The organism is Bradyrhizobium sp. T-12 (assembly GCF_058314695.1).
The window spans coordinates 5,141,125-5,163,423 of the sequence record NZ_CM177756.1 but is presented as its reverse complement, the minus strand read 5'-3'; the positions used below and the strand labels follow the sequence as shown (position 1 = coordinate 5,163,423).

Genomic DNA, 22,299 nt, shown 5'->3' with positions numbered 1-22,299 from the left:
CACGGCAGTAGCGCCTCTGCCGGCACAATACCCCACGGATTGGGTCTAACCAGAGTTCGGATGGCCGCAACCGGAAAAGAGCATCTGATGTCCGCGCGCAGGTTTGCCCGGTTGGAAACGCCGGAACAATGAGTTATCCGTTCATGAACACTTCACTATTTGACTGACGTGGAAGAAATGATTTTGCATGAAAGTCTGGATCATCACCGTCGGTGAGCCATTGCCAATTGAAGAAGGACAAGAGCGGCTTCTTCGCGCCGGCATTCTCTCTAAGATGCTTGCTGAAAGCGGGCATGATGTCACTTGGTGGACCTCGACCTTTCTTCATATGAAGAAAAGTCATGTCGCCGATTATGACCGGGTAGTCGAGGTTCAGCCTGGCTTGCGGTTGAAATTGCTCCGAGGTCTTGCATACAACCGCAACATCTCGCTTCGTCGTCTGATGGACCACTGGATTCTTGGGCGGAAGTTCGCTCGGCAAGCGGCGCGAGAAACCAAACCAGATATCATTCTGTGTGCCTTTCCGACCATTGAATTGAGTCTCGAGGCGGTTCGCTATGGCCGGCGCGTAGGTGTCCCTGTCGTACTTGACGTCCGCGACCTTTGGCCTGATATTTTTCTTCATCTAGCCCCTCGGCGCACCGCCTCGCTGGTTCGCGCGATGCTTTTTCCGTATTTTTTGATGACGAAGCAGGCTTTCAGGGGCGCCAGCGCTGTCGTTGGAATCAGCGAAGGGTTTGTCAATTGGGGCGTTCGGCGCGCGGAACGAGCGCGTAACTCGCATGATCGCGTTTTCCCGATGGGATATCCCACACGTCGGCCGACGGAGAAGGCAATCAGTGACGCTATACAATTTTGGCGCGACCGAGGTGTTGTTGAATCGGGGGTCTTCCGAGTCGTTTTCACGGGAAACATCGGCCGACAGTTTGAGTTTGAGCCCATTGTTGAGGTGGCGAGGCGTATGCGCGATGAACCGGTGCAGTTCGTAATCTGCGGTAGCGGTGATTTTTTCGATCAATTGCGGCACCTGTCGCAGGCTCTCCCAAACATTGTTCTGCCGGGTTGGATTGGATCCACGGAAATCTGGAAACTCACGCGAATGTCGCAGGCGGGACTCGCGCCCTATCACGCAGAAGAAAGTTTCACCCTCAGCCTACCAAACAAGCCGCTGGAATATTTTTCGGCGGGCTTGCCTGTAATTTCCAGCTTACCGGGCGCACTGCGCGAACTTCTTGAGGTCAACCAATGCGGATGGACCTATCAAAACAATGACGCTGATGGTCTGGAACGAATTGTGAGACGTTTGATGAACGATCATCATTTGCAGAAACGTGCTGGCGCCAACGCCTCACGACTTTTCCAGTCGCATTTTTCTGCCGAGCGGGTTTACGGCGATATGATCGAATACCTTTCTGAGCTTTCGAGCAGACCAACGAGGTGACGAGCTGAAATTGTCAATCGGCGCGCAGGCCGGACACGAGTGTATAGAAGGTGGACGAAGCCATCAGTCTAGATCGCAATTTCTGACTAAAATTCGTTGCCGGTTCGCTTTGGGGCGTATGCACGGCACCGCCTGACGCCACTTGCCATGTAGTGATAGTTGTTGTATTTCAACGCCTTGACGAGGGTTTGTTGATGCGCCGGGGAAATCATGAAGTTGGATTTGATCGATAAGCTCAGGTCAAAACGTGCGGTGATCGGCATTGTTGGACTCGGCTACGTTGGATTGCCGCTCGCATTAAGATATTGTGAGGTTGGCTACCACGTCGTGGGGTTTGACATTGATCTAGGTAAGGTTGAGGCCCTTGTACGCGGCGAGTCCTATATCGAACACATTCCGGCGGCGAAAATTAAAGCATCCGTCGCAGAGCTTTTCGAGCCGACGACGCTTTTCTCGCGTGCCTCGGATGTTGATGCGCTGATTCTCTGTGTGCCAACGCCGCTCAATCGATATCGCGAGCCGGATTTGAGCTTTGTCCTAGATACGATGGTGTCGCTTGTTCCGCATCTACACAAGAACATGGTTATTTCGCTCGAAAGCACTACTTATCCGGGCACGACTGATGAAGAGCTGAAGCCCCGCATTGAGTCAAATGGACTCACGGTTGGTGAGGACGTCTTCCTCGTGTTTTCTCCGGAAAGAGAAGATCCCGGCAATCCGAACTTTTCCACCCAAACTATCCCAAAGGTCTGCGGTGGTCATACGCTAGATTGCCTCGAAGTCGGTCTAGCGCTCTACGGTAACGTCATCGATGAGGTCGTTCCAGTCAGTTCAACGCGCGCCGCTGAACTCACGAAGCTGCTCGAGAACATTCATCGCTCTGTTAACATCGGTCTCGTCAATGAAATGAAGATGGTGGCCGACCGCATGAGAATCGACATTCACGAGGTAATCCGAGCCGCCGCAACCAAGCCGTTCGGTTTTGTGCCATATTATCCAGGTCCTGGAATAGGCGGCCACTGCATTCCGATCGACCCGTTCTATCTGACCTGGAAGGCGCGAGAGTACGGAATGCATACGCGTTTCATCGAGCTCGCAGGCGAGATCAATTCGTCGATGCCAGATTATGTCGTGGCGAAGGTCGCGGACGGGCTGAATGCGATAAAGAGATCGATCAACGGTAGCAAAATTCTCGTTCTCGGCATCGCCTACAAGAAAAATGTCGACGACATGCGCGAGTCGCCCTCTGTTTTTTTAATGGAGAAGCTGCGCGATCTTGGCGCCGAAGTGGCTTACAGTGATCCGCATATCCCGGTGTTTCCCAAGATGCGGCACCACAGCTTTGCATTGTCGAGCGTTGCGCTGTCGGCCGGATCCTTGAAGGAGTTTGATTGCGTTCTGCTCGCAACCGACCACGATAAATTTGACTACGATCTTATCAAGGCACATGCCGCATTGCTGGTTGATTGCCGGGGCAAGTATCGTGATGGCGCCGCTCACATTGTCAAGGCTTGATCATGCTCGAATATCCAGTCGGCATTACCGATCGCAAGATCAAATTCGCGCTCGTAGGTTGTGGAAGGATCGCGCAAAATCATTTCGCAGCCATAAGGCAGCACCACAACCGTGCGGAATTGGTCAGCGTATGCGACATCGACGTCAAGGCGCTTGACGCCGCCGCCGCAACGACCGGAGCAGAACCGTACAGTAGCCTTATTAGCATGCTTGCGAAAACAGATGCCGATGTCGTGGTGCTGACGACACCGAGCGGCTTGCATGCTGACCAGGCTATCAAAGTTGCGGCATCCGGCCGTCATGTCATGACCGAAAAGCCCATGGCTACAAGGTGGGCCGACGGATTGCGGATGGTTAAGGCTTGTGACGAGGTCGGCGTTCGCCTTTTCGTCGTGAAGCAAAACCGCAGGAACGCGACCCTTCAGCTTTTAAAACGAGCAGTGGAGAACGGCCGTTTCGGTCGCATCTACATGGTCAACATCAATGTGTTCTGGACCCGACCGCAGGACTATTACGACAGCGCCGCGTGGCGAGGCACCTGGGAATTCGACGGTGGCGCAATGATGAATCAGGCCAGCCACTATGTCGATCTGCTAGAATGGTTGATCGGTCCTATCGAGAGTCTCCAAGCCTACACAGCGACGCTGGCTCGCAATATTGAGGTCGAGGATACCGGTGTAATCGCCGTTCGTTGGCGCTCGGGTGCACTAGGTTCGATGAACGTGACTATGTTGGCCTACCCGAAGAATTTTGAGGGCAGCATCACCGTCCTTGGCGAGAAGGGGACCGCGCGGATCGGCGGTGTGGCAGTCAATGAGATTCAGCATTGGGAATTCTCAGAACCGCATGTTGATGACCAGAGAATCAAGTCAGCGAGCTACGAGACTACGTCAGTCTATGGATTCGGCCATCCGCTGTACTATGACAACGTGATTGAGGTTTTGCGTGGCGCGGCGGTGCCAGCGACAGATGGTCGTGACGGTCTGAAGTCACTTGAAGTATTGATCGCAGCATATCGTTCGGCTCGTGACGGCAAGCGCGTTTGCTTACCCTTGGAGTACTGACGTGACTGTGACCATCCATTCCTCAGCGATTGTCGACGACGGTGCCGAGATCGGCGACGGTTCGCGCGTCTGGCACTGGGTACACATTTGCGGTAAAGCCCGCATTGGGCGTAACTGCTCATTTGGACAGAACGTATTTGTCGGGAACGACGTTGTTATTGGTAACAACGTAAAAATCCAGAACAACGTTGCAGTCTATGATGCGGTGCGCCTTGAGGATAATGTGTTTTGCGGACCGAGCATGGTCTTCACCAATGTCTATAACCCGCGTTCAGCAATTGCTCGCAAAAACGAGTATCGTGAAACGTTGGTACGAAAGGGGGCGACACTCGGAGCTAATTGCACCATCATCTGTGGCTCGACAATTGGTGAAAATGCCTTCATAGCTGCCGGCGCGGTCGTAAATCGGGATGTGCCCCCCTTTGCCCTTATGGCAGGGGTGCCCGCACGACGTATCGGCTGGATGTGCTTGTGCGGCGTTCAACTGCCCAAAAGCCTTGGCCTTATCACATGCTCTTCGTGCGGCCGTCATTATGATGTCGATCGCGTTTCCTGCACATTTCGGTCGTGACCCAGCTAGCGGCGAGTTTGGTCGACTCAAACTGTGACAGCAGTCGTTGCTCATCTAGCTTTGCGATCGAGACATTTCCAAGTTTGCCCCAATCGGTGTGCTCGCTATAAGCGCAGCTAACCAGAACAGTCGAAAGTCGTAGAAATCTCCGCCCGCCAAGGCTGATATGAAAATAAAAAGCGCAAAGCCTCCAACGGCAAGTGAAGCGGGGTCGCAGCCGAAAAAACGAAAAAAAACTGCAACCGAACAAATCAGCGCGACGATAAGAAGACCAAGACCGATAATTCCCGCCTCGTACAGCAGTTCAACAACCACATTATGTGGATAAGTGTATTGCTCGAGCTGATAGCCGGCGCCTGGATTGAGGGCGAGGACCCGGAAATTCGCAATCCCATGACCGAATAGGGTAGGGTTTTCTAGCGCTTTAAATAGAAAAAACATCCGCTGGGTTTTGTCAATCATCGTCTTTTCATGACAGGTCACCGTTGCTTTTTCAGTTCCCACCGGAGCATCCAATACGCACCAACGAAACTCGGTCGAGAAGCTGAAGCCGGGCGCAAGAAAGTTATTTTTGTTCAATCGATACCTATCAGGCTCCGTCCCTGGCGCTGTTGGCGGAGAGTCCGCGGGAAGAACTAATTGATAGCGCTTTTGGATTTCTACGACATCTGGTTCGGTCGGTTCAGCTTGCTGAGATGAAAAGGCACTTTTGGCCCGTACGTAAAAGTTGCTTGAGAGAAAGCTGTGCCAACCTGCCAGTGCGACAAGTGCCGCTACTACCAAAGTTCCAAGGGTCGGCCAGTTTCGCTGCGCGATCAGTCCTGCAGCGAGAACTAAAAGAACAATTGTAGCTGCTCCATAAGCAGCTTTTGATAGGGACGCCAGCGTTGCGAACAGGAAAATGCCCAGTAGAATAATTCCGATTACAGCAGGGGATTTGTTGCGCAACAGCATCCACAAAGTGCAGCTGAAACCTAGGAACTCAAGCCGGTAAAACGTCAAAGGTCCACCAATGGCCGCCCAACCGGCCCCGTTCAACTCCGGGTTCGTAGCGATGCCTGTAAGCGCAAGGATAAAAAGAGTCCCTGCCGCAAGTAACACTGTTGCGCCGCAAACAATAAGTCTGCCCGCATCGGACGCAACGATGAGCATCAGATAGCAAAAAGTTATGAGATAGATCAGATCGGCAACCTTCGAAGCAGTGAGGTCCGTTGCACCGAACGGCGCGCGCAATACGACATAAACCACTAGGATAAGGATGCTGCCAAACAGATATGTATTAAAGCGGTTCCAGCGTATCGAGGGAGCGAAAGGCAGAAGAAGTCCGGCAGCGGCAATCGTTGTCCATAATCTTATTTCAAGTAGCGAGGGCGGAAGTATGCTGCCGAGAAGCTTGGTTGCCGCGAGCTTCCCTGATATAGCTGCGATCGCGAAACAAGCAGCTCCGAGGATATCTCGCCGAAGGACAAAATCCTGAAATCGGAAAAACCGGGCTGTGAAAGCCATTAGAGTCCTGTTTCACTTGATCGAGCCGCTATCATGCGTCACTTGCATGGAACGGATAGCGAGGTCAAGGAAGGAGGCTTTTTTGGCGTGTAATCTCTTTCTTCCGAGGCTTGGATCCTCCTTGCTGAGTGGGTGGCGCTGCATTGGACGAGGCCAAGATATCTGGGATGATTCGACGTTCGTCTGCCGACAGGGCGTAGAGCCCGTGTTTAGATCAGGAGCATGTGCAACGTGCCCGGTTGTCCGCAGTTGCTTCGTCAAATGTTCAGCGCGGCTGGGCGCGTTCTGCTGACGCGCAAGAGCACCGGCCGTTGTCCCGCTGCGTTTGAAGATTTGCAGGCGACCAGCTAACGATCTGTAGTCTGGATCGATCGCGTGCTGACCGACAGGCCTTTCCGTGTTCGAAAAAGTATCGCCAGCAGCAAAATGGTTCCCATGAGCAATACGATCGCCGACACCGGAAGCCAAAGGCCTTCTGGCAGGATCGCGATGATTAGCGTCTGGACGGCGATGATGCCGAGCTGCGACAAGATAATCTGATAGTCGTACCGTCCACGCGACCAGAAAAAGTAGCGCAGTTCCAACAGAGCGATCATGGCTGCAAAGAACAGCAGCGCCCAGCCGATCAGTTTCCAGTCGAAGCGGCGGATAGTGAACGGAATAGGGAGCCAGATGAAGGCGAATGCAAGTAGGGCAAAACCGATCAGGAGCATGGTCGCGGTCTTGATAGAATCCGCGAGGGTTCCGAGCCCGGCACAGTAGCGCGAATAGCTTCGGTTTACGACCACCATGCCAAGCTGCCAGGCGGCCTCCGCCAACGTGAGGGCCATGGCGAGCGTATCAGCGGGCACGGTCGCAAACAGGATGCTCGGCACCAAGATCAGGGCTCGGAAATCGACGAGCAGCAGGATCGTGGACAGGCTCTTGATGTTGCCGGTCGTCAGGAGACGACGTGCGATCGCCGTTGAGTAGATTCGTTGTCTGCGGCTGCTCGGGAACAGCAGGCCGCTCCAGGCGCCGATGCCGACCACGACGACTAGATTGGCCAGTGCAAACAGCAGAAGGAGGTGTTCGAGATCGGGAGATCTAAGGACGACGCAAAGTCCGACGAAAAGCGGAGTCGGCAAATTTGTCAGCAGTTCATAGTAATGCGGTCGGCTCGAACGCAGGACGCCTGACAGGATTAGATAGCTGAGATTGGCGGCCGTCACGGCGGCGGCGATCGGGACCAAGCCGCCGAGCACTAAGTTGGCCGCAAGACAGATGCCGGCGACGATCGAAACAAGATGAAAGATCGGAGCGAGGCTCTGTTCGATTGCCTTGCGGCCGCGGGCGAAGACCGGAAGCGCATCGGACGCGCCGAGTGACAATCCGACCGCCGCCAGCATCGCCACCGTGGAGACGAGGCTGTAACCGCCAAAAACGCCTTCCGCAAGACGCGGAACAATGACCAGGACAAAAGCCGCCTTCGCCACAAGCGCGAGAATTTTCCAGAACGCGCCATGTAGATAGCCGGCGAGTGTGCGTAGCGTCATGTTGCGCGTTCTGATTCCATCGCTGTCCTCGCGTGACCGATGCTCGAGTCGCCGATCGATGTGAAGACTCGACGGCGACAGTCCTATCATGCTCGCGGACACTTGAAATCGCCAAAAATCGGGCTTGTCAAATTGGGGAGCCTTGCTTTAAAGACGCGCGGGCGTTGACGAGCGTTCCCGGGCATGTTGTAATGCATTGAAACTGCAGGCGATTTGATACTTGTATGCAAGCGGCCACGGACTTCACCACGATCACCGAGCTTGCTGGCGATGAGGTGACTCGGCAGCAGGTTGCGAGCGCTTGTCATCGTTACTATTGGGCGGCGCCATATTGCGAGGGGAAGGATGTATTGGAGGTCGCTTGCGGTAGCGGTTTCGGGCTGGGCTACTTGGCGCAGCGGGCCCGAGCTATCTATGCTGGCGATATCAATCCCACATTGGTGGCACGGGTGAATGCCCATTATGGCAGCCGGGTTCCGACCCAAGTGATCGATGCACAGGCGTTGCCCTTCGGGGACGGTTCGCTGGACGTGATCATTATTTTCGAAGCGCTGTACTATTTGTCCGACCCTTCTGCGTTCGTTGCTGAATGCCGCCGCGTGCTTCGCCCAGGCGGATATGTCCTGGTGACGAATTCTAATAAGGACATGCCGGATTTCAATCCGAGCCCCTATTCGCACACCTATCATGGCGTACAGGAGCTCGGCCGCTTGTTCGATCCGGACGCGTTTACGACAACTTTTTTCGGCTACTGGACTTATGAAGCCGCGCCTCTATGGCAGAGGGCGCTGGTTCCAGTGAAGAGAGCGGTTGTGGGCTTGAATTTGATGCCGAAGACGATGAACGGGAAGAAGTTCTTGAAGCGGATCGTGTTCGGCTCCCTTGTGCGCATGCCGATCGAGATCAGCGAAGGGATGATCGATTATAAGTGGGCGGTGCCAATTCCGGCTGGCGTTCCCGACCGGCGACACAGGGTGGTCTACTGCGCAGCCCAGCGTCATTGAATGTTTAGGAGTGTGCCTCGGCATGGAGCACAAATGAAACAAATGAAGAAGATACCGTTTTTTGACTATCCGGCGCTGTTCCGTCTGTATGAGGCGGAGTTCGTCGAGGCATTTCGTAATGCGAGCGGACGCGGCGCCTTCATTATGCAGAAAGATCTGGACGACTTCGAGACGACGCTCGCCGATTATACCGGCGCGAAGCATGCGATCGGAGTCGCCGACGGAACGATGGCCCTCTTGATCGGGCTTAGGTCCGCCGGGGTCCGGCCGGGCGATGAAGTTCTGGTGCCGTCGCATACATTCGTGGCAAGCGCGGCCGCGGCACATCACGCGGGTGCGGTACCTGTTCTCGTCGACTGCGGCCCGGATCACCTGATGGATGCGGCCTCCGCAGAGAAGGCGATCACGAGCCGGACTAGCGCCATCATGCCGGTCCAGCTAAATGGTCGCGTGGCCAACATGGACGCGATTTGCGAAGTCGGGGCGAAACATGGCCTCAAGATTATCGAGGACAGTTGCCAGGCCTTGGGTGCGAAATTCCGCGGTAAACAGGCCGGCCGGTTCGGCGCAGTGGGGGCTTTTTCGTTCTACCCGTCGAAGACGCTCGGCTGCTTCGGAGACGGCGGTGCCATCATCACCGATGACGATTCCATCGCCGGCAACGCCCGTATGCTGCGCGATCATGGTCGCGGAAAATCCGGCAAAGTCGAAGCCTGGGGCTATAATTCACGGCTCGACAACATTCAGGCTGCTCTTCTCAACGTCAAATTCCGCTACTACGACAAGGAAGTCGAACGCCGCCGCTCGATTGCACGGCAATATCACGAGCGTCTCAAGAATATCGAGAAACTCAGGCTGCCGCCGCCTCCTGATTCCGAGCCGGACCATTATGACATCTTCCAGAACTACGAGATCGAGGCGGAAGATCGCGACGAACTTAAGGCTTATCTTCAAGACCGGGGCGTCGGCACGATCATCCAGTGGGGCGGCTATACCATTCATCAGTTCGAGAAGCTGGGGCTCAGGGGCAATGTACCGTACACTGAGCGCATGACACAGCGGTATTTGCTTTTGCCCATGAATGTGTCAGTGGATGACGAGGCCGTGGCATATGTTAGCGGCGCCATCGCAGACTTCTATCGCCGTGAGAACGCCTGAGCGCTGATCCTGTATTCGAGAGCTTAATATGACTCACAACGAGCCCGCGGTGGCCGGCGGCTTTCGTACCGAGGCGGAGCAGCACGAGGCTGCGGGCAACAAGCTGTTGTTCGAAGCCAATGCGCTGCCGTGGGAAAAGAAGATCGAGAACTTCCCGAAGTACGTCCGGCGGCAGAACCTGACTCGCTTCCTCGCACTTTACGAGATTTTCAAGCAAGTCGTCGAGGTCAAGGGTTCGATTATCGAATGCGGCGTGCATCAGGGGTTCGGAATCATGACCTGGGCCAAGCTTTCGGCCATCATTGAGCCGGTTAATCTGACGCGCAGAATCTACGGCTTCGATACTTTCGGCGGATTTCCCGATCTCGACTCGAAGGATGTCGCGGATGCCAGCAAACATGTGAAGGCGGGCGATCTCGCCGCCGACAGCTACGACGAAATCATGCAACTCAGTGCGATTCACGATTCCACGCGCTTCATCGGACACATCCCAAAGGTAAAGCTGATCAAGGGCGATGGCGCCAAAACCATCCCGCAGTTCGTCAACGAGCATCCGCACCTTGTGGTATCGCTGCTGTTCCTCGACTTCGATCTATATGAAGGGACCAAGGTGGCGCTGGAAAGTTTTGTTCCACGAATGCCCAAGGGGGCCATCATAGCGTTCGACGAACTGGACAATCCACTGTGGCCAGGTGAGACGCTGGCCATGGTTGAATTCTGTCAGCGCCAGAAGCTGCAGTTGCGGCGGCTTTTCTTCGATCCCTATATTGCCTACGCGGTGATAGACTAGATCAGCTCTCTATGCTCGGCGTCGAGATACTTAGGACCTTCGGACCATGATTGCTACCACACATCTCGAACAGGCTAATCGCTGGGAATCCTCGGCCGAGCTTGCGTGGCGAATTCGCCGTCATGCCGTCGATATGGTTAATCGCGCCAAGACATCTCATATCGGCTCAATTTTTTCGATTTCCGATATCGTTGCGGTGCTGTACGATTCCATTCTGTCCGTCGATCCGCTCAATCCATGTGACCCTGCACGCGACCGCTTTGTGCTGAGCAAAGGGCACGCAGGTTGCGCTCTCTACGCTGCACTTGCCGAGATGCAGTTCTTTTCGACCGAAGAGCTGAAGAAATACTGCATCAACGGTTCCCTTTTATCGGGCCACATCTCCCACAAAGGCATTCCGGGAATAGAACTCTCGACCGGTTCGCTCGGGCACGGGCTGTCGGTTGCGACCGGAATGGCGCTGAGCGCAAAGAAGCGCAAGGCTTCGCATCGTGCCTTCGTTCTAATGAGCGATGGCGAATGCGATGAAGGCTCGAACTGGGAGGCGTTCCTGTTCGCCGCGCATCACCGGCTCGACAATCTTGTTGCTATTGTTGACTATAATAAGCTCCAGAGTCTGTGCTCCGTCGACGATACGCTGCGGCTCGAGCCGCTGAAGGAAAAGCTAGTGGCCTTCAACTGGGCGGTCGAGGAGATCGACGGGCACAATCACCCGGCGCTCGCGCGTCGTCTATCCCGCGTGCCATTCGAAACTGGCAAGCCGAGTCTCCTAATCGCCCATACCACCAAGGGGCGTGGCGTAAGCTTCATGGAAAATTCGGTGCTGTGGCATTATCGTACCCCGCAGGCTGACGAGTATGCTGCTGCGGTGGCAGAGCTTGAGAAGGCGCGGCCGCGATCATGAGGGACGGTTTCGTCGACACGTTGACCGAACTTGCCGGAGAGGATGAGCGCGTCATGCTTGTGACCGCCGATCTCGGCTTTGGCATCTTCAACAAGTACATCGAACAGTTTCCTAGCCGTTTTCTCAACGTCGGAGTTGCCGAGCAGAACATGATCGGCATCAGCACCGGACTTGCGCTGGATGGTTGGAAGATATTCGCCTATTCCATCGGGAACTTCTCAACGCTCCGCTGCCTTGAGCAAATCCGGAACGATGCCAGTTATCATGGTGCTAATGTGAATGTCGTATGCAGTGGCGGTGGCTTTACGTACGGCAATCTTGGCATGTCACACCACGCGACCGAGGATATCTCGATCATGCGTGCGCTTCCTGGGGTGACCGTGGTTGCGCCTTGCGATCGGTTCGAGACCCGCCATGCTGTGCACGCGCTCGCTGCGACGGCGGGCGTAGGCTATCTCAGAATCGAGAAGCAGGTTCCGATCGATACCTCGGGTTTGGGTATTCCGTACCAGCTTGGGAAGGCGCGACGGCTGCGTGAGGGGCGAGACGTTACTATAATCGGCTGTGGGGGTATCGTCGCCGATGTGTTGGCCGCAGCTGACCAATTGTTGAAGCGGAACATCTCTGCGCGGGTGGTCAGCATGCATACGCTGACGCCCGTTGACATCGAAGAAATTCGCGATGCCGCAGCAACAACGGGGGCGATTGTCACTGTTGAGGAGAATCAAGTCAGCGGGGGATTGGGAGGCGCGGTCGCCGAAGTCTGCGTTGAGATGGGCATCGGCGTCAAATTTAGACGTCTCGGTCTTGCCGGCGTATATTCTGCGATCGTCGGCGATCAGCGGTTCCTGCGCAATTATTACGGAGTCGATGCATCGGCGATCTGCGCGGCGGTTCGCGAGCTGACGAGTTAGGGGACGGCTAAAGCGGCCGGTTGGAGGTCATGTATTCCGTCTCGATGCGCGCACTCGACATCGGCCTGTCTCTGATCGGCCTGATCGTCTTTTCGCCTATCATTCTCGCGGCGATGATCGCTGTCTGGTGGCAAGATGGCTCTTCGCCGTTTTATGTAGCTAAACGTGCCGGACGCGGCGAGCGGCCGTTCGAAATGGTCAAGCTGCGTTCGATGGTCAAGAATGCTGATCGCACCGGCGTTGCTTCAACCTCCAATACTGACATGCGGATCACGCGTGTCGGGCATTTGATCCGACGCTACAAGCTTGACGAAATCACGCAGCTTTGGAACGTGCTGAAGGGAGACATGAGCCTCGTTGGCCCGCGTCCGAACGTTCTCCAGGCCGTTGGTAGTTACAGCTCGGAGGAGAAAAGGCTATTGACCGTGCGACCCGGCATCACCGATCTCGCTTCGATCGTATTCTCCGATGAAGGTGAAATTTTGCGGGGCTCTACGGATCCTGACTTGCTTTACGAGCAGATTATTCGTCCGTGGAAAAGTCGTCTTGGTCTGTTCTACGTTGAGAAGCGCAGTATCGTATTGAACCTACAACTGATCTTTCTGACCGTCGTGGCAATCCTTAACAAGCCGGCGGCGCTTGAGGGCGTCAATCGCATTCTCGCGAGAAACGGCGCGGATCCAGAGCTGATTGACGTTTCGCGCCGGGACAAGGCGCTGCCAGCGTTTCCGCCGCCGGGTATGACGAACGTCGTTCAAAGTCTCTAGTCCCTTTTAGACAGCGCATTCGGTTGCGTTCGGCGCGCCGCCTGTGTGTTACCCGTTGGTACTTTGCCGATGTTGGCCGGCTCAGAGACTGTAATGCCGGTTGTTCCGCGCTGAACGGCGCCTTTGCCGTTGTTTCTGGAGAACTTGGCGCGCTGTTCGCAAGCATCCTGCAGTTCGACGATCAGAGGGCGGCCACGCTAGTAGCATATGCGCGGACGCTCCTCCTCAGTAAGTTCGTTTATCTCGTGCTTCATGGTGAACAGGATATCGATGCGCTTGATCCTCGGCCGCGATTGGCGCCTTGGTGAGCCGTACCAATCCAAAGAACTTGCGTCTGGCGCGACCGCTTCGCAGTCTTGGCAGACCAGCTTCTCGCGCAGGTGCTGGATCACATCTACTGGCGTTGAACGAGCTCTAGTGTGTCGGTCACGTCCTTCGCCAATTTTGCGCAATCAGGTAGGTTTAGGTATCGGAAGACGCGCTCCCGCAGATATTCAGGCAGCGCTGGCGGACGCTCGCGCGACGGCACCGCAATCTTCTCGACTACCATCTGCGCTTTGGTCTCAGTTTTGGCCGCCCTCTCCTCCAGGTTGGCGGCTGTAGCTCCAACTGGTCCAACAACCCGCCTCGGTGGGGGGACTGTCCGAACTGGGAATGCCGCAGCTTCTTGATCGTGGACGGAAGCTTCTCGGTCAGCAATGTCCCCCTGACCTTCCGCCCCGCGGTCAACTGGGCCGCTCGCTCGGCGCAGCATCGCCTGCAGCGCGGTCACATCGTGGGAAGGAGAATTCGCGCGCACGGCCGGCCAGAGAATTACATCAGGCCGGGCGCTGTCCTTTCGATCCAGCGATCGGCCGGCCGGCTGGCCGCGGTCGCTAGGTGCGTTGCGGCAGCCGTCAGCCGATGCCATCCAGCAGGTAGCCGAGCTGGGCTGGGGTGATTGTCACGACACCATCAGCCGACGACGGCCACAGGAAAGTACCGAGCTCCAGCCGTTTGGCATAAAGGACATCCCCAATCCATCGTGCTACAGGATATTGATCTGCTTACCGCTTCGCCGCGGAACAAATAGAGGTTGCCGCCATGCGAACTCGCTTAGAGGATTTCTGAATAAATAGGCCAGCGAGTTCATGTCGCGGCGCACATAGGGGCGGCCGGTTGCAAGCCATGCCCGTACGCCGAAGCAATGGGGGGATCACCGAAAGCGTCCTCTGCTAGCGCCACAACGGCGGTCCTCAGCATCGCCCCGTGGACCATACCCGTGATCTGCATCTGAGCCCCGATAGCTTTGCGCACTGCGCAAAATTATGGCAAAAGGCGTGCCGGAAGTCGCCACGTAATGCAAAACTGTCTCTCCTGTGTCTTTCGTTGGACTAGCTCGCTTATGCCCCGAATATCTCAACTCACTCGGCGTAACCTTTTGATCGCGGTCCACGATCTGCTTGCGACGGCGGCTGCGCTATTTGGTGCGTTTTACCTGCGTGTCGAAGGCGGTAGCGACTTTTATCTAAGTCTGCCGCTGCTGACTTATATTCTTCCTTATTTCTTGGCTCTGACTGCCGCCGTTTGCTTTGCGTTTCAACTGACCACGACGAAGTGGCGCTTCTTTTCGTTGCCGGATGAGATCAGGATCATTCAAGTATCTACAATTCTCACGCTGGCGCTTCTCGTGCTCGACTACATACTCGTGGCCCCTAATGTCCTCGGGGGGTACTTCATAGGCAAGGTAACTCTTGTCCTTTATTGGTTTCTCGAGATCTTTTGTCTCAGTTTGCTACGGGGGGGGTACCGCTATTTTCGCTACACTCGGGTTCGTCGCCACGCCAGAATTGGCGAAGCAACTCCAACGCTCCTGGTGGGCCGAGCCGCTGATGCGGAGGTTATCTTACGCGGGATCGAGAATGGAGCCATAAAGGGAATTTGGCCCACCGGCATTCTCTCGCCGTCCCGTGCGGATCAAGGGCAGTTGGTCCGTAGTCTTCCGGTGCTAGGAGACACAGACGATCTCGAAGACATTGTAGCTGACTTCGCGAAACGCAAGAAGTCTATTGGTCGCATCATCATGACTCCTTCAGCGCTTGACGCGGAGTCGCAACCCGAATCGATCGTCATGCGAGCGCGGCGCCTCGGATTGATCGTCAACCGGCTGCCCTCAATTGAAAGCGGAACTGTACCCAGGCTTGCTAGCGTTCGAATCGAAGACCTCCTGCTTCGGCCTACCGCGAAGATCGATTACTCTCAACTTTCCGCGGCCGTGAGCGGCAAGGACGTTGTGGTTACGGGAGGTGGGGGATCGATCGGGGCGGAGCTTTGCGAGCGCGTTGCTACGTTCGGTGCAAGGCGACTATTAATCGTCGAAAACTCCGAGCCAGCGCTTTATGCGATCTCTGAAACGCTCGCTGCTCTGCGTAGCAGGGCACTGGTTGAGGCGCGTATCGCTGATGTGCGAGATCGCGAACACATCATGCGGCTCATGACCGCCTTTAAGCCCGATCTGGTGTTTCATGCTGCCGCGTTGAAGCATGTACCTATCCTTGAGCGAGACTGCAGCGAAGGGGTCAAGACAAATATATTTGGTTCCATTAATGTGGCTGATGCCGCGGTCGCCGCTGGCGCAAAGGCTGTCGTTATGGTCTCGACGGACAAGGCAATCGAACCTGTTTCGATGCTCGGTCTAACAAAGCGGTTTGCAGAGATGTATTGTCAGGCACTCGATCAAGACTTGATGTCGAAGGCAGCATCCGCAAAAAGGACTACTAGGCTGATCTCGGTCAGGTTTGGGAATGTCCTAGGCTCGAACGGTTCGGTAGTGCCGAAATTTAAGGCCCAAATAGCTGCTGGCGGCCCGGTCACGGTTACTCATCCGGAGATGGTCAGATACTTCATGACCATTCGGGAAGCGTGTGATCTCGTCATTACCGCTGCAACGCACGCGGTTGCGACAGAACACTCTAAGATATCCATTTATGTATTGAACATGGGCCAGCCTGTAAAAATTGTCGACTTAGCCGAACGCATGGTCCGGCTCTCTGGACTTGAGCCAGGTAGCGACATCGAAATTGTGTTCACAGGCGTGCGACCCGGCGAACGGTTGAACGAGATCTTGTTTGCCTCTGAAGAACCCACTATCGAGATCGGTATTCCCGGAATAATGGCAGCCGAGCCTAACCGGCCGAACATGTTCGCAATGAAACGATGGATTGCAGGGCTTGAGCAAGCAATTCAGCGGGATGACGAGCCAGCGATCAGAGAGCTCCTCGAACAGGCCGTTCCAGAATTTGCACTTGGCGCCGCGCCTGGCGGGGCCCAGGCGTGATCTTAGGCGACCAAATTTGGCACCCTGTTCCTTGTGTACATCGTCTTAATAGATTCCGCGGCGTAGTAGGCGTCGATCTTGTCCGGATCTGCGACTAAGTCTATCCTTAAGACGATATGCGGTTCCGTCAGTTCCTATCGGCAACCGTGTTGTACGAACTCAATTTGGCAACGGCGGACATTGACCTGTAGATCCCTTCTGGATAGTAACTTGAGACTTGGTATATCCTTTGAGGTTCTCACTCCGGTATAGTGGGTGGCATGGTGGTCCTTAATGACGACGGGTCGCTGGCGTGCATCTGCCACGAGCACAATCCGGTATGCAATTGTACCCAGGATCGCGCGGATCGAACCCGTCTCAGATTTCGTCTGTTTTCGATGGGCTGGCTCGTGGCTGCTGTTCGGCGCCTTTCGGTTTTTCGGCTAACACGCTGATTTCTCTGCCGTCATGTTGCGTTTGCCTTCGGTATCGACCCGAACAATTCTGGGCGCTTACGAGGAGAGTGCAAGACCCGTGCTGTCGGCGGTCTTGTACGTTACCGCACACGTCGGCGAGGAAAAACTAGCTAGCGCGGATTCTGCGGATCAGGCATCTCGATCGTGCGATGAGATGAACGATCCTGCCTCTCCATCTGCCAGATCACTAGGTCAACGACCAGTTCATCGTCGCGGCTCGTTTCGCTCTCCCCCCGCTGCCTGTCCCGAAGCTTGTCTCGTATCCATGCCCCATCAGCCCATCAGCTCCTTAGTATTTGGCAGATTATCAACGCCTTGGGCCGTGGAACCCGTCGCGGGCCGCTGCTTAGTGCGGGGAAGGTGCCCCGGACAGTATGGCGAGCTGTCCGCAGGGTTAGTCAATTCTCAACCATCTCAGGTCACCTTGCCACTGATTTGAAGGAGCTAACTCATGCGCCGCAAATTGATGAACTGGAGTGTTTACGTCTACTTCACTGTAGCAATTCTGGGGATTTACGCCGAGGTACTCGCGCAGTTCTAGCTGGGGTCTCGCGTGCGTAACGGTCCAAGCGACATAATTGATTTGTAAGCGCGTCGCCGCTGAGATCGGCGATGGTGTTTCTCCATTTGCCTGATCATTAGGTCAACGACGAAATCGTCCTCGCGGTTGTCGGGGTGGACGGGCGTTTCGTTGGCGCTCGCTGCCTGTCCCGGAACTTCGTTCATCAAGATGTGAACCTCCTCCGAATGAGTGGACACCTGTAGTAGCCTCGTTGGGCCCGGAGGTGTCGAATGGAACATCAGCGTCGGTCGTTTACTGAGGAGTACAAGCGCCAGGCCATCGAACCGGTGGTGTCGAGTGGTCGCTCGATTGTAGCTCGGTCGTGTCCCCAGTGCTGGTGTTGACCCACTGAACTTTCATCCGGCGGCGGTTAGAGCCTCGGGGTCTTGTACGCCAAGTGGCGCGGGTGGAGCAACGGACGATCGGCGAAGCTTGTCGGGGTTGCGTAGCCGATCGTCCGTTGCGGTGAGGTGAGCGGTATAGGCCGCGGGGGTGAGGTATTTCAGCGACGAGTGAGGCCGCTGGAGATTGTAGTCGGCAACCCAGTTGGCGATCTTGGCGCGGGCGTCGTCGAGATCGAAGAACAGGGTCTCGTTGAGCAGTTCGTCGCGCATCCGGCCGTTGAAACTCTCGACGAAGCCGTTCTGCATCGGCTTTCCCGGTGCGATGAAGTGCCAGTCGATGGCTGTGTCCTTGCACCAGGCGAGCATGGCGTTGCAGGTGAACTCGGTGCCATGGTCGGACACGATCATTCCTGGCTTGCCGCGTCGCTCGACGATCGCCGTCAGTTCGCGGGCCACGCGCCGCCCCGAGATCGATGTGTCCGGAATGGCGCCCAGACAATCCTTGGTGACGTCGTCGACAATGTTGAGGATGCGGAAGCGCCGGCCGTTGGCGAACTGGTCGTGGACGAAATCCAGTGACCAGCGCGCGTTGGGCCTCGCCTCGACCAGGATCGGGGCACGGGTCCCCACAGCCTTGCGGCGAGCCCGCCGCTTGCGGACGGTGAGCCCTTCCTCACGATAAAGCCGGTAGATCCGATTGATCCCCGACGGCTCGCCCTCCCGGCGCAGCAAGACAAACAGCCGGCGGTAGCCAAAACGTCGCCGCTCGTTGGCGAGGTCACGCAGTCGGCCACGGAGAGTCGCGTCCGGAGGACGGCTGGAGCGATAGCGGATCATCTTCCGATCTGCGCCCACGATCGAGCAGGCCCGCCGTTCCGACAGGCTCATGACAGCCTGCAGATGCGCGACCGCAGCGCGCTTGGCGGCGGGCCCTACCATTTTTTTGAAAGGAGCTCGCGAAGCGCGGCCGCATCGAGCATCTGCTCGGCGAGAAGCTTCTTCAGCTTCGCGTTCTCCTCCTCCAATGCCCGAAGCCGCTTCGCCTCGGAGACATCCATGCCGCCGAATTTGGCCTTCCAGTTGTAGATTGTCGCTTCGGAGATCCCGTGCTTGCGAGCCAGGTCGGCCGTCTTCGCCCCGGCCTCATGCTCCTTCAACACCGCGATAATCTGCTCTTCCGTGAACCTTGCTCGCTTCATTTGTCCGTCCTTCGTCAGGCCGGACTCTAACTCCTTCTGGAGGAAATACTCAGTGGCAGGTCAGTGTAGCTCGATAGAGCAAAGCCGCCTGCACGCGCGCCCCCAAACAGCGCCGGAGCGGGTGGGCGGCTTTGCGGTGGTCATCGAGGATTCGTCGGTAGGGGCGGGTTGCTGACACCAACCTGATTCGAGGAACCACCGATGACCGACGAAATGATGAACCTTCGCACCCTCGTGGAGAAGAGCCCTGATGCTGATCTATTGCGCGAGATGATCGGCTTTGCCGCCCAGCGGCTGATGGAACTAGAGGTCGAAAGCCAGACCGGGACGGCCTACGGCGAGAAGAACCCCAAGCGTTTGGCCCAAAGGAACGGCTATCGCGACCGGGTCTGGGAGACCCGCGCCGGCGCGGTCGAGCTTCGCATCCCCAAGCTGCGCAAGGGCTCCTACTTTCCGGGCTTCCTGGAGCCGCGCCGCATGGCCGAGAAGGCGCTCACCGCCGTGGTCCAGGAGGTCTACGTGCACGGCGTTTCGACCCGCTCAGTGGAGATCTGGTGCAGGCGATGGGCATGAGCGGCTCCCATGATGATGCGGGCGTCTGAGCCGCCGATAAAATGGCGACGGTCGCTCGGGTTGGATGATATGGGTCGGCGCGTCTGCGCCATTCGTTTGAAGCGTCACCGGTATCTCCTACGCAAGAACGAGCGGCGTCTCATGCCGCACTGCCCGAAGCCCCGCTTCCGCGAGGCGAGATACCGGCGCTGCCATCGCGCCCGGCCGACTCAGTAACGCTCCAATCGAATGGGAATGCCAGTCCTATCTGCAGCAACATTCTTGCTGGTTATGGCAGGTCAATTGGCTCTTGTTCTCACCGCTTTGGTAAGGACGACGAGGAGGCTGATCATCATCAAAGCGACAAAACGAAGCCAATCTACGCCCGAGGGCCGTCCGGCGCAGGCATGACTCCTGTCCAACCTCCCGACGTGTTGAAATGAAGCTGGGATTGTCGGAAGATCGGCGATAACCCCTCCAGCGCGGGCTGATGAGCTTGGTACGTCCGGCAGTATTTTTTGATCGCGATGGCGTCCTCAACGAGGACGATGGCTATGCTTTTGATCCGGACAAGATCCGGTGGGTAAGAGGAGCCCAACAGGCGGTAAAGGCAGTCAACGACGCCGGTTATTTTGCGTTTGTCGTGACGAACCAGTCAGGAATCGCGAGGGGGTTTTATGAGGAGCGCCATGTTCGCAATCTGCACGAATGGATGTCGCGTGAACTTGCTATCGTGGGTGCGCATATCGATGCGTTTGAGTTCTGCCCCCACCATCCCGACGGCCAAATTGAGCGCTATCGTGCGCTCTGCCACTGTCGTAAGCCGCAGCCCGGGATGATTAGAGCACTGCTTGAACGGTATGCAGTGGATATCGATGCTAGCTTCATGATCGGAGATAAGCAGACCGACCTTGCTGCAGCCCAGGCGGCCGGAATAGCGGCCTATTTGTTTGATCGATCGAACCTCCATACGTTCATTGCCCCATTGTTGGTGGATCGGTCCCGTCCTCCAGATCAATCGCGATCTCATCCTCGCGCCGGTAGAACGGAAGTGTGAGGCTGGGGTCTTTGCGACCAAGAAATCGCTCGATTGCTGGCTCTGAAATCAAGGAGGCAAGCTGCCGTCAAAACGACAATTCGAAGCCAATCGCGCAAACGCGACGAACAGTACTGGCCCGCGGACGAGCAATGGGAAAATCATTTCGAGCCGTAATGCATTTCGGCATGGCTTGTCATATTGGGACGGCTCCGATAGTTCTAGTTCTGCAAGGCTCGATGCAGTTTTTGCTGAGGAATTTAGAGGCGCGGCAATGGAGATCGCGCTTCAAGATCTCGTCAAAGCCAGGAATCGACAGGAACGGTTGCGAGCTATCAAGCTAGGTCTGATCTTGGCCGTGATTGAAAACGCTGAACAAGCATATGAAGTTTCTGTCGAGCTTGGAACGCTATGAGAAATCTGCCCTGTCGCGGCAGCGGCGAGGCATCAAACGCGTGAAGCGAGACAACGGATCGGGACCTTAAGCAGGGTCAGAGATCGAAGGGGAAGCAGATGGGTCTGCCAGTAAGCGGGAAACATCGTTCGATTAGACGGTATTTGCAGGACTGCTAATATCTGTTCGAAGTCCTGGAGGCTGCATGAACTACATTTTTCCGTTGCTGGCATTAGCGCTCACCGCGGGCCTATTTGTGCTATATGCGATGTTGCGGCCGTTTCTGCGTCGATCTCGACCGACCGATGAGATCCCTCGCTGGCCCGATTCACGTCTGAGATAGGTAAGTAGGCTCTTTCGATCTGCCATTTCCGGTTGGCGCCCGGCGGCGCCAACTTAGTGTCACGGCGAGCGCATCGAAAAAACCGAAATTGCGATTGCTTCGTCGGGCAAAACACTGGTTTATAAGGTGCTGGTCCAGTCGAAAATGGAGCCCAGCCGATGACCGACGAATGCAGGGCTTTGTCCGATCTGCCGGAAGTAGCCAAGCTTAACGGAGAATTCCAAAGAAACTATGGGAAGCTTCTTGGAGCCTTCTTATATCTGCGTTCGATCAGCGCCGCTCGTGGACGGTCCTGGTTCTTGACCGCCTTGCTGTCAGCAGTTTGCTCCGCGGCGCTTGCGTGGCTGGGAAGGCGCGGCATTTCGTTTGAGCCTCAGAAAAGATGCTGGAGGAGATTATCCAATCGAGGCACTCGCCATATGCGGGGCGCCGAAAATCAAAGGCGTGCGACTCACGAGAAAGCGACCGCCTCCAGCCGCCGTACGGAGCTCTCACGTCTAAGTGCTAACGCGAGCAGCCGAGGGGCCGCTCAAACTACCCCGCCGAAGTCGATGCCTTCTTTCGCGAGCTGTTCAGCTTCCTCGGCCGACGCGGCAGGCTTCGTGTCCAGATAGGGATGCTCAGAAGCCGGCAGGATGGTGCGGATGTTCTGGCCATCCGCCCTCGTGATACGAGCAGTCCAGCGCTTATGGCCGTGCTCAACTCGCTGGATATGATACTGTTTGTACGTAATCATGAGCCTCTAACGCAACTGACTTGACGCTTCATCCTTTCTAGCCAAAAGGGACGCCGCCGCACAATAGATCTTAAAATTTGGTTAAGGCGCCGAACGCCAGATAGACTGAGCTAAGGTTCAAAGAAAGACCCGCCGGCCCAAGAGCAGGCGGGAGTTAACTGAGATTGCGATCGGATTTATGGTCGCGCCGCTA

At 56.1% G+C, this 22,299-nt stretch carries 17 protein-coding genes and 1 pseudogene; 13 read left to right on the top strand and 5 right to left on the bottom strand.

Going from position 1 to position 22,299, the window contains the following annotated elements; translation table 11 throughout:
- Positions 1–187 precede the first annotated feature (187 nt).
- The 4 genes from AC0WRY_RS24625 to AC0WRY_RS24610 all read left to right on the top strand — a co-directional run bounded on the left by AC0WRY_RS24625 (position 188) and on the right by AC0WRY_RS24610 (position 4,591).
- Entirely contained in the window at positions 188–1,441 is a 1,254-nt protein-coding gene (locus AC0WRY_RS24625; protein WP_491121407.1) for a glycosyltransferase family 4 protein, read from the top strand.
- A gap of 210 nt (positions 1,442–1,651) precedes the next feature.
- On the top strand, positions 1,652–2,956 hold the full coding sequence (locus tag AC0WRY_RS24620) for a nucleotide sugar dehydrogenase (protein WP_491121405.1): 1,305 nt from the start codon (positions 1,652–1,654) through the stop codon (positions 2,954–2,956).
- A gap of 2 nt (positions 2,957–2,958) precedes the next feature.
- Positions 2,959–4,020: a Gfo/Idh/MocA family protein gene (locus AC0WRY_RS24615; RefSeq protein WP_491121403.1), complete on the top strand. Its 1,062-nt coding sequence runs from the start codon at positions 2,959–2,961 to the stop codon at positions 4,018–4,020.
- 1 nt (position 4,021) lies between these two features.
- A complete protein-coding gene (locus AC0WRY_RS24610; RefSeq protein WP_491121401.1) occupies positions 4,022–4,591 on the top strand; it encodes an acyltransferase in 570 nt (189 codons plus the stop codon).
- A gap of 54 nt (positions 4,592–4,645) precedes the next feature.
- Here the strand turns inward: AC0WRY_RS24610 and AC0WRY_RS24605 are convergent, their stop codons facing one another.
- Entirely contained in the window at positions 4,646–6,097 is a 1,452-nt protein-coding gene (locus AC0WRY_RS24605) for an O-antigen ligase family protein (RefSeq protein WP_491121399.1), read from the bottom strand.
- Positions 6,098–6,444: 347 nt separating this feature from the next.
- On the bottom strand, positions 6,445–7,632 hold the full coding sequence (locus AC0WRY_RS24600; RefSeq protein WP_491121397.1) for a hypothetical protein: 1,188 nt from the start codon (positions 7,630–7,632) through the stop codon (positions 6,445–6,447).
- Positions 7,633–7,856: 224 nt separating this feature from the next.
- Between AC0WRY_RS24600 and AC0WRY_RS24595 the strand changes: the two genes are divergently transcribed.
- From AC0WRY_RS24595 to AC0WRY_RS24570, 6 genes are read left to right on the top strand one after another with little or no spacing between them, the layout of a single operon-like run.
- Entirely contained in the window at positions 7,857–8,636 is a 780-nt protein-coding gene (locus tag AC0WRY_RS24595) for a class I SAM-dependent methyltransferase (protein ID WP_491121395.1), read from the top strand.
- 33 nt (positions 8,637–8,669) lie between these two features.
- Positions 8,670–9,794: a DegT/DnrJ/EryC1/StrS family aminotransferase gene (locus tag AC0WRY_RS24590; RefSeq protein ID WP_491121393.1), complete on the top strand. Its 1,125-nt coding sequence runs from the start codon at positions 8,670–8,672 to the stop codon at positions 9,792–9,794.
- A 28-nt stretch (positions 9,795–9,822) separates the two neighbouring features.
- Entirely contained in the window at positions 9,823–10,584 is a 762-nt protein-coding gene (locus AC0WRY_RS24585) for a TylF/MycF/NovP-related O-methyltransferase (protein ID WP_491121391.1), read from the top strand.
- 46 nt (positions 10,585–10,630) lie between these two features.
- Positions 10,631–11,488, top strand: coding sequence for a transketolase (locus AC0WRY_RS24580; RefSeq protein ID WP_491121389.1), 858 nt, complete (start codon positions 10,631–10,633; stop codon positions 11,486–11,488).
- Positions 11,485–12,402 (top strand): transketolase family protein, encoded by a 918-nt coding sequence (locus tag AC0WRY_RS24575; protein ID WP_491121387.1) that lies wholly within the window; start codon positions 11,485–11,487, stop codon positions 12,400–12,402. The genes AC0WRY_RS24580 and AC0WRY_RS24575 overlap by 4 nt, the downstream gene beginning before the upstream one ends.
- A gap of 29 nt (positions 12,403–12,431) precedes the next feature.
- Entirely contained in the window at positions 12,432–13,169 is a 738-nt protein-coding gene (locus tag AC0WRY_RS24570; RefSeq protein WP_491121385.1) for a sugar transferase, read from the top strand.
- A gap of 896 nt (positions 13,170–14,065) precedes the next feature.
- Here AC0WRY_RS24570 and AC0WRY_RS24565 read toward each other — a convergent pair.
- Entirely contained in the window at positions 14,066–14,143 is a 78-nt protein-coding gene (locus tag AC0WRY_RS24565) for a hypothetical protein (RefSeq protein ID WP_491123500.1), read from the bottom strand.
- 410 nt (positions 14,144–14,553) lie between these two features.
- On the opposite strand from AC0WRY_RS24565, the gene AC0WRY_RS24560 reads away from it, so the two are divergent.
- Positions 14,554–16,485, top strand: a complete 1,932-nt coding sequence (locus AC0WRY_RS24560) for an SDR family NAD(P)-dependent oxidoreductase (RefSeq protein WP_491123499.1) — start codon at positions 14,554–14,556, stop codon at positions 16,483–16,485.
- Between the two features lie 1,373 nt (positions 16,486–17,858).
- Here AC0WRY_RS24560 and AC0WRY_RS24555 read toward each other — a convergent pair.
- Positions 17,859–19,045, bottom strand: a protein-coding gene (locus AC0WRY_RS24555; RefSeq protein WP_491121383.1) for an IS3 family transposase whose coding sequence is annotated in 2 segments (ribosomal slippage) — positions 17,859–18,793 and positions 18,793–19,045 — 1,188 coding nt in all. Because the reading frame shifts where the segments join, the coding sequence is not laid out codon by codon here.
- 201 nt (positions 19,046–19,246) lie between these two features.
- On the opposite strand from AC0WRY_RS24555, the pseudogene AC0WRY_RS24550 reads away from it, so the two are divergent.
- Positions 19,247–19,623: pseudogene (locus tag AC0WRY_RS24550) on the top strand (transposase); the annotation flags it as partial.
- 464 nt (positions 19,624–20,087) lie between these two features.
- Positions 20,088–20,654, top strand: coding sequence for a D-glycero-alpha-D-manno-heptose-1,7-bisphosphate 7-phosphatase (locus AC0WRY_RS24545; RefSeq protein ID WP_491121381.1), 567 nt, complete (start codon positions 20,088–20,090; stop codon positions 20,652–20,654).
- Between the two features lie 1,245 nt (positions 20,655–21,899).
- Here the strand turns inward: AC0WRY_RS24545 and AC0WRY_RS24540 are convergent.
- Entirely contained in the window at positions 21,900–22,106 is a 207-nt protein-coding gene (locus AC0WRY_RS24540; RefSeq protein WP_194403363.1) for a hypothetical protein, read from the bottom strand.
- Positions 22,107–22,299: the final 193 nt, after the last annotated feature.

What these genes read in the sequence shown, in the direction of transcription:
- AC0WRY_RS24585 (WP_491121391.1), top strand. Translation starts at nt 9,823, where the DNA reads ATGACTCACAACGAGCCCGCGGTGGCCGGCGGCTTTCGTACCGAGGCG.
- AC0WRY_RS24590 (WP_491121393.1), top strand. Translation starts at nt 8,670, where the DNA reads ATGAAACAAATGAAGAAGATACCGTTTTTTGACTATCCGGCGCTGTTC.
- AC0WRY_RS24620 (WP_491121405.1), top strand. Translation starts at nt 1,652, where the DNA reads ATGAAGTTGGATTTGATCGATAAGCTCAGGTCAAAACGTGCGGTGATC.
- AC0WRY_RS24625 (WP_491121407.1), top strand. Translation starts at nt 188, where the DNA reads ATGAAAGTCTGGATCATCACCGTCGGTGAGCCATTGCCAATTGAAGAA.
- AC0WRY_RS24600 (WP_491121397.1), bottom strand. Translation starts at nt 7,632, where the DNA reads ATGACGCTACGCACACTCGCCGGCTATCTACATGGCGCGTTCTGGAAA.
- AC0WRY_RS24570 (WP_491121385.1), top strand. Translation starts at nt 12,432, where the DNA reads ATGTATTCCGTCTCGATGCGCGCACTCGACATCGGCCTGTCTCTGATC.
- AC0WRY_RS24615 (WP_491121403.1), top strand. Translation starts at nt 2,959, where the DNA reads ATGCTCGAATATCCAGTCGGCATTACCGATCGCAAGATCAAATTCGCG.
- AC0WRY_RS24560 (WP_491123499.1), top strand. Translation starts at nt 14,554, where the DNA reads ATGCCCCGAATATCTCAACTCACTCGGCGTAACCTTTTGATCGCGGTC.
- AC0WRY_RS24580 (WP_491121389.1), top strand. Translation starts at nt 10,631, where the DNA reads ATGATTGCTACCACACATCTCGAACAGGCTAATCGCTGGGAATCCTCG.
- AC0WRY_RS24545 (WP_491121381.1), top strand. Translation starts at nt 20,088, where the DNA reads ATGAGCTTGGTACGTCCGGCAGTATTTTTTGATCGCGATGGCGTCCTC.
- AC0WRY_RS24575 (WP_491121387.1), top strand. Translation starts at nt 11,485, where the DNA reads ATGAGGGACGGTTTCGTCGACACGTTGACCGAACTTGCCGGAGAGGAT.
- AC0WRY_RS24595 (WP_491121395.1), top strand. Translation starts at nt 7,857, where the DNA reads ATGCAAGCGGCCACGGACTTCACCACGATCACCGAGCTTGCTGGCGAT.
- AC0WRY_RS24540 (WP_194403363.1), bottom strand. Translation starts at nt 22,106, where the DNA reads ATGATTACGTACAAACAGTATCATATCCAGCGAGTTGAGCACGGCCAT.
- AC0WRY_RS24605 (WP_491121399.1), bottom strand. Translation starts at nt 6,097, where the DNA reads ATGGCTTTCACAGCCCGGTTTTTCCGATTTCAGGATTTTGTCCTTCGG.